This window comes from Yersinia sp. 2545 StPb PI (genome assembly GCF_052217125.1).
Lineage (GTDB): Bacteria > Pseudomonadota > Gammaproteobacteria > Enterobacterales > Enterobacteriaceae > Yersinia > Yersinia enterocolitica_E.
Window position 1 is genome coordinate 3115430 of the sequence record NZ_JAZGPY010000001.1, and the last position, 12749, is coordinate 3128178.

Consider the following 12749-nt stretch of genomic DNA (forward strand, 5'->3'; position numbering starts at 1 on the left):
AATGAGTAATACTGACCTGCTGTTGTTGCTGCTGGCGATACCTCTAATAGCCTCATTGCTCGCGTTCGCTTGCCGGGCGTTAGGCAGTGCCGCACGGATGGCAACCACTTGGGTGCATTTTACCGGCATCACTGTGTTGCTAGTGGTGGCGCTGACGGTAGTGTGTCGGGTTGCGCTGGGCGGGGAGATTCTGGCGGCGCATAATTGGCTGCATATCGATAGTCTCAGCGCGCTGTTCCTCGCTATTCTGGGCATTATCGGCTTTATCACCGGTCTCTATTCCCTTGGCTATATGCGCCATGAAGTGAATAATGGCGAAATCACAGTTGGCACGCTGTGCAACTACTACGGTTTCTTCCATCTGTTCCTGTTCACCATGCTGTTGGTGGTCACCAGTAATAACCTGATCCTGATGTGGGTTGGTATTGAAGCCACTACCCTCAGCTCAGCCTTTTTGGTGGGATTATACGGGCAGCGCTCCTCACTGGAGGCGGCGTGGAAGTACATTATTATCTGTACCGTCGGTGTGGCATTCGGGTTGTACGGCACAGTGCTGGTATATGCCAATGCCGCGAATGTGCTGGCAGATCCGGGCAGTGCTATCTTCTGGACCGTGGTTTCTGAACACGCTAAAGAGTTGGACCCCAGCCTGATGCATCTGGCGTTTGTCTTTATCCTGATTGGCTTCGGTACCAAAACCGGGCTGTTCCCAATGCATTCGTGGCTACCGGATGCCCACAGTGAAGCTCCTAGCCCCACCAGCGCCCTGTTATCCGCCGTACTGCTTAACTGCGCCCTGCTGGTTATCATCCGTTACTACATCATTATCAGCGCCGCCATCGGGCCACATTTCCCACAAATGCTGCTGTTGGTGTTCGGCATGATGTCGGTTGCGGTATCCGCCTTCTTTATTCTGGCTCAGCGCGATATGAAGCGTTTACTGGCCTATTCCAGCGTCGAGAATATGGGGTTAATTGCGGTTGCGCTGGGCATTGGCGGCCCGCTAGGTGTGCTGGCAGCACTGTTCCACACCTTGAATCACAGCCTGGCTAAGACCTTGCTGTTCTGTGGTTCCGGCAATGTGTTATTGAAATACGGCACGCGGGATATGGGCGCGATTAAAGGCATTATCCGCGTCGCACCGCTGACTGCGGTGTTACTGGCTGGTGGCGCATTAGCGCTGGCCGGGATGCCGCCGTTTAACGTATTTATCAGTGAGTTTATGGTGGTGGCTGCCGCGATTGACGCCGGCCATATTTGGCTGGTTATCGCCCTGCTCTTGCTACTAACACTGGTACTGGCCGGATTGGTACGCATGATAGCCAACACCGTGTTGGGAACACCACCGGCAGCGGTCAGCAAAGGCGAACTGGGTATTCTGACCACCGCGCCGATGGCGATACTGTTGTTGTTGATGCTGTTGCTTGGCGTGCATATTCCGGCTCCAGTGACCCGTTTATTGACCGATGCGGCCCAGATTGTTCTCAATAACGATGGCAGTGAGCCAACCCAGCAACAATTTATGCTGCCGTGGCAGCACCTCTCTCCACCGCAACCCGTAACTCAGCCCATTCCATCCGTTGCACAAAGCCATAGTGCGGTGCAACTAACCCCGAATCGTCAGGAGATGTAACGTGACTCGCGAAACCCCTATTTCAGCTATTCCGGGTTCAGGTCAGCCGGTGTCAAGCCATCCACACAGCGGTGAAAAGCTGGGTGCAGCCTATGTAGCCCGCCTGCGTGAACAATTTCCTGCGGCGATTTTAGATGAAGAGTGGCAAACCCCTGATCAACTGACCATTACCATCAAACTAAATAGCCTGCCCGATGTGGTAGAGCACCTTTATTATCAACAAGGTGGCTGGTTGTCGGTGCTGTTTGGTAATGATGAACGCAGCCTGAATGGCTATTTTGCCATTTACTATGTGCTGTCGATGGAAGGCCGTGAACAATATGGCGAAGAGACCGGTAAGCAGTATGGCGATAAGTGCTGGGTGATTGTCAAAGCACTTATCAGCCCCGAACGACCGGAGTTCCCGTCAGTCACACCTCGGGTACCTGCCGCCGTCTGGGGCGAGCGAGAAGTACGCGATATGTATGGTCTGCAACCGGTTGGTCTGCCTGATGAGCGCCGTTTAGTGCTGCCCGATGATTGGCCAGATGACCTCTATCCGTTGCGTAAAGACACCATGGACTATCGCCAGCGCCCCACGCCCACCAGCGATACAGAAACCTATCAGTTTGAAAACGAAGCAGGCAGCAGTAGCCGGGTGGTGCCTATTGGCCCAATGCATATTACCTCTGACGAACCGGGTCACTTCCGGCTGTTTGTCGACGGCGAAGATATTATTGATGCCGATTACCGCCTATTTTATGTCCATCGTGGCATGGAGAAACTGGCCGAAACTCGCATGGGTTACAACGACGTCACCTTCCTGTCAGATCGCATCTGCGGCATCTGTGGCTTCACCCACAGCGTGGCCTACACCTCTTCCATTGAAAATGCTTTGGGCATTATCGTGCCGCCACGGGCACAGATGATCCGCACCATTTTGCTTGAAGTAGAGCGGCTGCACAGCCATCTGCTCAATATCGGTTTGTCTTGTCACTTTGTTGGTTTCGATACCGGTTTTATGCAGTTCTTCCGCGTGCGTGAAAAAGCGATGACGATTGCTGAGATGCTCACTGGCGCACGTAAAACCTATGGTCTGAATCTGATTGGTGGCGTCCGCCGCGATATCCTGAAAGCGGATCGCATCAAAACGCTGCAATTGGTCTCGGAGATGCGTGCCGATATCGGCCAGTTAGTGGATATGTTGATGAGCACCGCCAATATCGAACAACGTACCGTGGGGGTGGGCCTGCTTGATCGCAAAATCGCCCGCGATTTCAGTCCGGTCGGCCCAATGATCCGCGCCAGTGGCTATGCGCGTGATATGCGCCATGACCACAGCTACGCCAACTATGCCAATGTGCCCAAAGAGTTGTTTACCCTTGATGGCTGCGATGTCCACTCCCGCCTGCTGGTGCGGGTGCGCGAGTTCTTTGACTCGCTGGTGATGATTGAATATGGCCTGAACCATATGCCCGGCGGGCCGCTGCTGGAAGAAAAAGTCAATTACCAACCTTACAAGTTCGCCCTCGGGTTCTCGGAAGCACCACGTGGCGAAGATGTGCATTGGAGCATGACCGGCGACAACCAGAAGCTATTCCGCTGGCGCTGCCGTGCGGCAACTTACGCCAATTGGCCGGTGCTGCGTTATATGTTGCGCGGCAATACCGTCTCCGATGCGCCCCTGATTATCGGCAGCCTCGATCCCTGCTACTCCTGTACTGACCGGGTCACTCTGGTGGATGTGCGCAAGCAAAAATCCGTCACTGTGCCGTACAAAGAGATCGAGCGTTATGGCATTGAGCGCACCCATTCGCCGCTCAAATAGAGGGATGAAGAATGTTCAAACTGTTTAAAACCATCCTGAAAGTGGGCGACACCACGGTGAAATACCCGTTTAAGCCGCTTGAGGTCAGCCACGGTTTTCGCGGCAAACCGCAATATGATGCCGAGCAATGTATCGCCTGTGGTGCTTGTACCATGGCCTGCCCTGCCAATGCGCTAACCATGGAAACCGATCTTGCTAGCGGCACTCGTCAGTGGCAGTTATTTCTCGGGCGTTGCATTTTTTGTGGCCGCTGTGAGGAGGTCTGCCCGACCCGCGCCATTGTGTTATCACAAGAGTTTGAACTGGCCGTCTTCAACAAAGCGGATTTGTATCAGCGCGCCAGTTTTACCCTTGCCCATTGCCAGCAATGCCAGCAACCCTTTGCACCGAAAAAAGAAGTGGATTATGTCATGGCACTGCTGATTCATTCCGGGATGGCGGCCGAGGATGTCGAGCAGCAGCGGCCACATTTTGAAACTTGCCCTGAGTGTAAGCGCAAACAGAATATCGTTATTAATAACAACGTCATGCTGGATCAGCATAGCGAAGGGAGGGGCAAGCTATGAGCCAACCACATTCATTAAAACCGGGCTGGGGGCACCATGTTAGTCAACCGATCGCACTTGATCCCTCGGTTGCCCAGTTAAAAAGTAAATTATTGAAAGATATCAAGCGCTCCGCCTATGTCTATCGGGTGGATTGTGGTGGCTGCAACGGCTGTGAGATTGAGATTTTCTCCTCAATCACCCCACTGTTCGACACCGAGCGCTTTGGTATCAAAGTAGTCGCCTCCCCCCGCCACGCGGATATTTTGCTGTTTACCGGTGCGGTTACTCGCGCCATGCGCACACCGGCACTGCGTGCTTATGAATCGGCACCTGACCCAAAAATCTGCGTCTCTTACGGCGCGTGTGGTTGTGGTGGTGGCATCTTCCATGACCTGTACTGTGTCTGGGGTGGCAGCGATACCATCGTACCGATTGATGTGTACATTCCCGGTTGCCCGCCGACCCCAGCCGCAACCATCTATGGTTTTGCCGTGGCATTGGGTCTGCTGGAGCAAAAACTGAAAGGCGAAGAGCATCAGGAGAGTGCCGATGAACGCGTCGCGCTGATTCACCCCGATGCACCGCTCAATCTGCGAGTGCTGTTGGAGCGTGAAGCGCGCCGTATGGCCGGCTATCGCCAGGGGCGGGAAATCACCGACAGTTTCTTGTCGCTGCTGGTCAATCAGCCATTACCGGAATTTGAACAGCGCTGCCAGAACTACCTGCGCCAACAAGATGATCCGCGTCTGAGCGAGATATTCGCCAACCTGCAACACATTGCCCTGATACAATTGGCGGGAGGCAAAGCTGATGTCCGCTAAGGTTATTTTCTATGCACTGAATCAGAAGTTCCTCGACAGTGATGACGATATGCCCGAGCAAGCACAACAAGTGATGTATTACTCACTGGCTATCGGCCACCATGTGGGGGTGATTGATTGCTTAAAAGCCATCATGGAATGCCCGCTGGCAGAATATGAACAATGGTTTGCTCAGTTGCCCGCCGGCGAGGCTCACCGCAAGATGGCCGGTTTACTGAAGTTTGGTGAAATCACCATCGACAGTACCCATACCCAGTTATTGGCAAAAGCCTTCGCACCACTGGCTGAAAACTCCGCCTCACTCCACCAGCCATGGAGCCAACAACTGCTGCAAACCCTGTACGATATCGAGCAGGAACCTGCCATCTATTTAATGGTGAAACGCCGCCCATGAACATGCCACATCCCCCCGCCACTCACACCACCGCCCTCAATCTGGTGTTAACCGTTGGCAACAGCATGATGGGCGATGACGGCGCAGGCCCACTACTGGCTGAACGCATGACACAACAACCACTGATTGACTGGCAGGTGATTGACGGTGGTTCGGCACCGGAAAATGTGGTGCATCGTATTCGCGCATTGCAACCGACGCGATTAGTTATTGTCGATGCTGCCGATATGGAGCTGCCGCCGGGTGAGATTCGCATCATTGACCCTGAGCGAATTGCCGAAATGTTTATCATGAGCACCCATAATTTACCGCTCAACTTTCTAATTGATCAGTTAAAGGAAGATATTAGCGAAGTCATTTTTGTAGGGATTCAACCCACCTTAGTAGCGTTTTACTTCCCAATGACCGAGCCAGTAAAACAGGCGGTAGAAACGGTGTATCAACAACTGCCACACTGGCAAGGTGACGGTGGTTTCGCGCATTTATAGCGAAATGACGGCATGCCGTCGTCAAATTTGCCGACGTCATGCCAGCCGACAGTTTCCTGTTAACCTCCCCGCCCACATCAGCATCCACTAATCCTTTATAAAACAATCACATTTATTCACTTTTACCTGACCACTTCAAGTTGGCATAAACCATGCAGTATGTAAGGTAATGAGCCAGATTAGCTGTTCTAAACGTGAATCTGCCAGATCTATCAATTTATCCCCAATAGATTTCAAGGTGCAGGAAGGCGGTAAGCGAGTGAGTCCCGATGAGCTTACTCAAGTAAGTGATTCGGGTAAGCAAGTGCAGCCAACACACCTACAACTTGAAAGATGAAGATATTTATCCCCAATAGATTTCAAGGTGCAGGAAGGCGGCAAGCGAGTGAGTCCCGATGAGCTTACTCAAGTAAGTGATTCGGGTAAGCAAGTGCAGCCAACACATCTGCAACTTGAAAGATGAAGATATTTATCCCCAATAGATTTCAAGGTGCAGGAAGGCGGCAAGCGAGTGAGTCCCGATGAGCTTACTCAAGTAAGTGATTCGGGTAAGCAAGTGCAGCCAACACATCTGCAACTTGAAAGATGAAGGGGAAGGAGAGAACACAATGAACCGGTTCATAATCGCAGACCCCAAAAAGTGTATTGGCTGCCGCACCTGTGAGGTGGCCTGCGTGCTGGCACACAACGGTGGCAAGCTGGACACGCTAACTAAAGCCAATTTCGCGCCTCGGCTGAAGGTGGTTAAAGGGCTAAATGTCAGTACCGCCATTATGTGTCGGCACTGTGAAGATGCCCCTTGTGCCAATGTTTGCCCGAACGGCGCAATTGTTCGGGCAGCGGACAGTATTCAAGTGTTGCAGGAAAAATGCATTGGCTGCAAAACCTGTGTCGTTGCCTGCCCGTATGGTGCGATGAGCGTCGTGACCAAACAGGTCGAAGTGATGTTTAACGGCCTCTCACAAGGATTCTGCCTGAAAGCCGAAGCACAGAAATGTGACTTGTGCGAAGGGCAAGCCGCCGGCCCGGCGTGTATCTCCGTTTGCCCAACGCAGGCGCTGCACATGATTGGCCGCGACACCATGCAGGCCATGCTGCGCAAAAAACAGATGCGTGCTGCTTTAGATGAAGCCAACGAAATGAGCTTTTAGTCAATAAGGCTGCGGCTCCAAGAACGAAGGGTAATTATTATGAAAAAAGCATTAACGGTCTGCCCGTACTGTGGCTCCGGCTGCAAAATCAATTTGCTGGTTGAGAATGGCAAAGTGGTTGGCGCTGAAGGCGCAAATGGCGTCACCAATCAGGGTGAGTTGTGTCTGAAAGGCTACTATGGTTGGGACTTTCTCAATGACACCAAATTGCTAACTCCGCGCCTTAAACAGCCGATGATCCGTCGCCAAAAAGGCGGCAAGCTGGAGGCGGTATCCTGGGATGAAGCGATTGAGTTTGCTAGCAGTAAACTGCGGGCAATCAAAGAAAAATATGGCCCGGAAGCCATTATGCATACCGGTTCATCCCGTGGCCCAGGCAATGAAACCAACTATGTGATGCAGAAATTTGCCCGTGCGGTTACCGGCAGCAACAATATTGACTGCTGCGCCCGTGTTTGCCACGGCCCGTCGGTCGCCGGGCTGCAAGTGACATTGGGTAATGGCGCGATGAGTAATTCAATCTGCGAGATTGAAGATACCAAATGTATTTTAGTGTTTGGCTACAACGCCGCTGACTCCCATCCGATCGTGGCCCGCCGTATTCTGAAAGCCAAAGAAAAAGGCGCGAAAGTGATTGTCTGCGATCCACGCCATATCGAAACGGCGCGTATTGCAGATCTCTGGTTACCCCTGAAAAACGGCTCCAATATGGCACTGGTAAATGCCTTTGCCAATGTGTTGATCACTGAAGAGCTGTACGATAAAGATTATGTCTCACGCTATACCGAGGGCTTCGACGAGTACCGTGAAATCGTCGCCAAATACACCCCGGAATATGTCGAAAGCATTACTGGCCTGCCGGCGAAATCAATTCGTGAAGCCATGCGTATCTATGCCGCCGCCCCTTCAGCCACCATCTTGTGGGGGATGGGTGTCACTCAGTGGGGCCAGGGCGTAGATGTCGTGAAAGGGTTGTCAGGACTGGCACTGTTAACCGGTAATCTGGGGCGCCCGAATGTCGGTGTTGGTCCGGTACGCGGGCAAAACAACGTGCAGGGTGCCTGCGATATGGGCGCATTGCCAAATATGTATCCGGGTTATCAATCTGTGACCGATCCCGCCACACTGGAAAAATTTGCCAAAGCCTGGGGGGTACCATCCCTGTCCGATAAAGTCGGTTACTCGCTGACCGATGTTCCACATAAAGTGAAAGAGGGGAAAATTAAAGCCAACTACGTGATGGGCGAAGATCCACTCCAGACCGAACCGGATTTGTCCATGATGCGTGAAGCCTTCAGCGAATTAGAACTGCTGATTGTGCAAGATATCTTTATGACTAAAACCGCAGCCGAGGCGGATGTTATCTTCCCCGCCACCTCGTGGGGTGAACATGAAGGGGTCTATTCTGCGGCAGACCGTGGTTTCCAGCGGTTTGAAAAAGCGGTTGAACCACAAGGTGATGTAAAACCAGATTGGGAAATTATTAGTCTGATGGCGACCGCACTCGGCTATCCGATGAAATATAACAATACCAAAGAGATTTGGGATGAACTGCGTGAGTTGTGCCCGCTGTACTATGGCGCAACCTACGAGAAAATGGCAGGTTTGGGCTATATCCCATGGCCATGTACCACTGAAGACAGCCCCGGTACACCCTGGTTGTATGCCGGTAATAAGTTTGACCGTCCTGGCGGCAAAGGGTTGTTATTTGCCAGTGAATGGCGTGCGCCAATGGAACTTGTGGATGAGCAATATCCGCTGGTGTTGTGTACCGTGCGTGAAGTCGGCCACTACTCCTGCCGTTCGATGACTGGCAACTGTTCCGCACTACAAACGCTGGCCGATGAACCGGGTTATGTACAAATCAGCCCGCAGGATGCAGATAAAATGCGCTTGCAGGATCAACAACTGGTATGGGTAGAATCCCGTCGCGGTAAAGTTATCACGCGGGTCTCAGTCAGTGAACGTATTAATGTCGGCGCGGTATATATGACCTACCAGTGGTGGATTGGTGCCTGTAATGAGCTGACGCTGGACCATCTGGATCCGATTTCCAAAACACCGGAATATAAATATTGCGCGGTGAAGCTGGAAGCCATCCCAGATCAGACGTGGGCAGAAAACTATGTGCAACAGGAATACAGTCAGTTGAAGGCGCGGTTACGTAGAGAAGCCGAAGTGGGGTGATCGGTTAACGGCTACTGCGCTTTGCCATTCTGGGTTTACGCAGTGCTCGCCACCGTCATGTACTTATATGTACACTCCGGTGGCTGTGCGCTGAGCGCGCCCAGACTGGCTTTGCTCGCGACGCCGCGTTCAGGTAGAAGGGTTTGGCACTGCTTGGTTCAACACGGTATTCGGTAAATAGATATTAGTTTTATTCGAAGCAAATAAATGAGTTAATCCATCCCATCTTCATCTTCGATACTTTTTACTGATATTCCTAACCGCTGCATCCGTGATAACAAGGTGGTGCGTTTTAGCCCTAACTTAATGGCAGCCCCTTTTGGCCCAGCAACCACGCCGTTGGTTTCACGTAATACCCGAACAATTTGCGCGCGCTCAGACTCTGAAGATTCAGGCTCTTCACTTTCAGGTAATAAGGTTTTATGCACAACCCTTTCTGCCACAGGTTTAGTAACCTCTAGCGGTGACAGATGATATTCCAGCTCTTGTAACTGCAAATTCAGCGTAGTACCACGGCTAAGGATGACCGCCCGCTCAATAACATTTTCCAATTCACGAATATTGCCTGGCCACGGTAAACGGCTGAGCAAACGTAATGTTTCACCAGGAATTGTGTCGATAGTGCGATTCATCCGTTTGGCTATTTTCTGAGTAAAGAATTTCACCAGCAACGGTATATCTTCCGGCCGCTCACGCAGCGGAGGGATCACAATCGGAAAAACATTAAGACGATAATAAAGGTCGCTGCGGTATTCGCGATTCACCATCATCAATTTTAAATCACGATTGGTCGCAGCAATTAGGCGAACATCCACCGGAATAATTTTACTGCCGCCAAGGCGTTCTATTTCCCGCTCTTGCAATACACGTAATAATTTAGGCTGTAGTTCCAGAGGAATATCGCCCACTTCATCAAGAAATAGTGTGCCGCCGTCAGCCATTTCAAACCGGCCAATACGCTGTGATGATGCACCGGTATAAGCCCCCTTCTCATGACCGAACAGATCACTTTCCATCAATCCCGATGGAATGGCTGCACAGTTCATTTTCACCATGCGTTTATTCTTGCGGGTACTCAAATTATGAATAGCCCGGGCAATCAGCTCTTTGCCGGTGCCGGTTTCCCCCAGGATCAATACGGTACAATCACTGGAAGCCACCATCTCAACTTGTTCCAGTACTGCTTTAATCCCTGCACTATTACCGATTATCTCGCCAAACTCTTCATTATGAATAATCTGGTCCGTTAGATAGAGATTTTCATTTACCAACGAATCTTTTAGGCGGGTAATTTCGTTGTAGGCCAGCGCGTTATCAACCGCAATGGCAATACGAGCTGCAATTTGGCGCAACAGTTTTACATTGCTATCAGTGAAAATATCACTCTGACATTGTGCCAGTTTCAAAACACCTAACATTTTGTGACCGAAAAAAAGCGGCAACAGGCAAACAACTTGTAACCCTTCATCCAGCATATTTGCCAGTTGCTTATCATCCGGTGCTAAAAGAGAGATATCAGCCAAATTAACCAACAATAACGCTTTGCTCTGTAAAACCTGCCCAGCCAAAGTGCCGGTAATATCCACCCATGCCTGCTGATACTGTACGGCCTTACCACTCTGGTAGCGGGTAGAGAATACATTTAACTTATTTTTATCCTTATGGGTACCGCACAGCGCTAAGCTAATGTAATCAATATTAAAAAATCGATGTATCTCTTTTGAAACCTCTGCCGCTAATACATCCAATTCCAGCTTAGAAATAACCGTATTGGTCACATCCACTAAAATCCGATAATGGTCGCGCTCAAAGCGCAGTTTTTCACGCTCGGAAAATGCCCGATTAATCTCAGCAATATTATCAACGGCAATTGCCACTACATCTGCCAGTAACCCCAGAAAAGTAACTGCTTGTTCATCAAACTCACTGTCATCAGTTTTAATAAATTCAATACAGCCTGACCAATGATTGTCATGGCCCAAGGGAAAATGGCAGCCAGAGTGCAATTCCTGATAGGGAATCAAATCACAAACAGCAGAAAACTCCCTTTGCATACGGCGATGGTCAGTCTGCAAAGGCGTCTGCTGCTGCCAGGCTAAGCCACCGGGGCCTTCGGCAAACAAGATATTTTGCGATCCCTGCACCCTGTTGGTCGCATCGTCATGGGTATAAAGGGTATTTTGGTTATAAAGAGGGTTAAGCAATAATAAATTGACCCGCTGAAAACGCACCACAGAAAAAGAGAGCTTTCTGAGTTCATTCACTAAATCGGTTATATCCCGTAGCAATAATAACTTTTTTGATACCGTGAACAGTGTATCTTGCCAAACTTGAGCCAATGTGGGACGGGGTAGTTTTTTTGCTCTATCCATAAACGTCGTTATTAAGCCCAGAAAAATGATCACTACTTTAAGGTATTAAACTGAACAAATATATATCAACAGCCGATAAGCTTGATCTGGGTTAACAAACTATTTCTCCGCAATTTATCCATCTTACCAATCAGTTGAAATTACGTCTCATTTTCATCGTAAGATAAATAAAAACATTAGGTTACATGTGATACTCACCACATATGGAGTATCAAATCACAACTGGCGCTATATAAATAAATACATATCGAAATAAAAGATACGTATTAATATCTGATTCGAAAAAAAGCAATTTTAGGAAAAATACAAAATGCAACAGTAAAAACCGCTCAATGAATGCCTGGTATGAAAAATGCATTACATTTAGGTCAGGAAAATAATTTATTAATATTTAGTTTTCATTCCCCTACACCGATAAAATAATAAGTAAGGAGTTATCAATGAGCATTGAAAATCCCTTTGATCTGCGGCTTCCGATTGATATGGCAAAACTGGCAGAGCAAGTCGGTATATATAAAGCCACTAAGAATCCGGCCACCACCTTTTATTTAGCCATGACTGCCGGTGTATTCATCTCTATCGCTTTTGTCTTCTACATTACAGCAACAACCGGCACTGCTGGCGTGGTGGCATTTGGGTTGGCAAAGTTGGTAGGCGGCCTGTGTTTCTCTCTTGGTCTGATTTTAGTGATTATCTGTGGGGCTGATTTATTCACATCCACAGTACTCATTGTGGTGGCTAAAGCCAGTGGCAAAATCAGTTGGCGGCAATTAATCTGTAATTGGGTGAATGTCTATTTCGGTAATCTTATTGGTGCACTGTTCTTTGTGGCATTGATTTGGTTTGCCGGTCAGCATACGGCGGCAAATGGTTTATGGGGCTTGAATGTGTTGCAAACTGCCGAACACAAATTGCATCATACGTTTGTAGAAGCGGTGTGTTTGGGGATTCTGGCTAATCTAATGGTCTGTCTGGCAGTATGGATGAGCTATTCCGGCCATACTTTGACGGATAAAATTGTGGTGATGTTACTGCCTATCGGCATGTTTGTCGCCAGCGGTTTTGAACACAGCATTGCCAATATGTTTTTGATCCCATTAGCTATTGTCATCCGCGATTATGCATCACCGGGGTTCTGGCTATCAATTAATGCTACCCCGGATCAATTTTCTGCGCTGACCCTAAATAACTTTATTATCGATAATCTAATCCCGGTGACTATCGGCAATATTATTGGTGGTGGGTTATTGGTTGGCCTGACCTATTGGATTATTTATCTGCGCAATCCAGCTCATTGAGTCAATAGCGCCATTGATATCGACAAATTTGACGAAATGACGTGAATAAA

At 49.6% G+C, this 12749-nt stretch carries 10 protein-coding genes; 9 read left to right on the forward strand and 1 reads right to left on the reverse strand.

The features are described 5' to 3' along the window. The first annotated feature begins 1 nt into the window (after position 1). The 8 genes from V1955_RS14550 to fdhF all read left to right on the forward strand — a co-directional run bounded on the left by V1955_RS14550 (position 2) and on the right by fdhF (position 9029). Positions 2–1633 (forward strand): hydrogenase 4 subunit F, encoded by a 1632-nt coding sequence (locus V1955_RS14550; protein ID WP_083159370.1) that lies wholly within the window; start codon positions 2–4, stop codon positions 1631–1633. A 1-nt stretch (position 1634) separates the two neighbouring features. Beyond that, the gene (locus V1955_RS14555) at positions 1635–3440 is read left to right on the forward strand and encodes a hydrogenase large subunit (protein WP_083159372.1); all 1806 of its coding nucleotides are present in this window, start codon (positions 1635–1637) and stop codon (positions 3438–3440) included. An 11-nt stretch (positions 3441–3451) separates the two neighbouring features. Beyond that, a complete protein-coding gene (gene hyfH / locus V1955_RS14560; protein WP_372568906.1) occupies positions 3452–4006 on the forward strand; it encodes a hydrogenase 4 subunit H in 555 nt (184 codons plus the stop codon). Continuing rightward, positions 4003–4809: an NADH-quinone oxidoreductase subunit B family protein gene (locus V1955_RS14565; RefSeq protein ID WP_372568905.1), complete on the forward strand. Its 807-nt coding sequence runs from the start codon at positions 4003–4005 to the stop codon at positions 4807–4809. Before hyfH ends, V1955_RS14565 begins: the two co-directional genes overlap by 4 nt. Then, the gene (locus V1955_RS14570) at positions 4799–5203 is read left to right on the forward strand and encodes a formate hydrogenlyase maturation HycH family protein (protein ID WP_442821084.1); all 405 of its coding nucleotides are present in this window, start codon (positions 4799–4801) and stop codon (positions 5201–5203) included. The genes V1955_RS14565 and V1955_RS14570 overlap by 11 nt, the downstream gene beginning before the upstream one ends. A gap of 2 nt (positions 5204–5205) precedes the next feature. After that, on the forward strand, positions 5206–5691 hold the full coding sequence (gene hycI / locus V1955_RS14575; RefSeq protein WP_083163776.1) for a hydrogenase maturation peptidase HycI: 486 nt from the start codon (positions 5206–5208) through the stop codon (positions 5689–5691). A 608-nt stretch (positions 5692–6299) separates the two neighbouring features. Further along, positions 6300–6842: a 4Fe-4S binding protein gene (locus V1955_RS14580; RefSeq protein ID WP_032906839.1), complete on the forward strand. Its 543-nt coding sequence runs from the start codon at positions 6300–6302 to the stop codon at positions 6840–6842. A 39-nt stretch (positions 6843–6881) separates the two neighbouring features. Beyond that, positions 6882–9029, forward strand: coding sequence for a formate dehydrogenase subunit alpha (gene fdhF, locus V1955_RS14585; protein WP_442821085.1), 2148 nt, complete (start codon positions 6882–6884; stop codon positions 9027–9029). Positions 9030–9241: 212 nt separating this feature from the next. Here fdhF and flhA read toward each other — a convergent pair whose 3' ends face one another. After that, entirely contained in the window at positions 9242–11401 is a 2160-nt protein-coding gene (flhA, locus tag V1955_RS14590; RefSeq protein ID WP_442821086.1) for a formate hydrogenlyase transcriptional activator FlhA, read from the reverse strand. A 440-nt stretch (positions 11402–11841) separates the two neighbouring features. On the opposite strand from flhA, the gene focA reads away from it, so the two are divergent. After that, positions 11842–12699 carry a formate transporter FocA gene (focA, locus tag V1955_RS14595; protein ID WP_083159385.1) on the forward strand — a complete coding sequence of 286 codons (858 nt, stop codon included), beginning with the start codon at positions 11842–11844 and terminating at the stop codon, positions 12697–12699. The last annotated feature ends 50 nt before the right edge of the window (positions 12700–12749 follow it).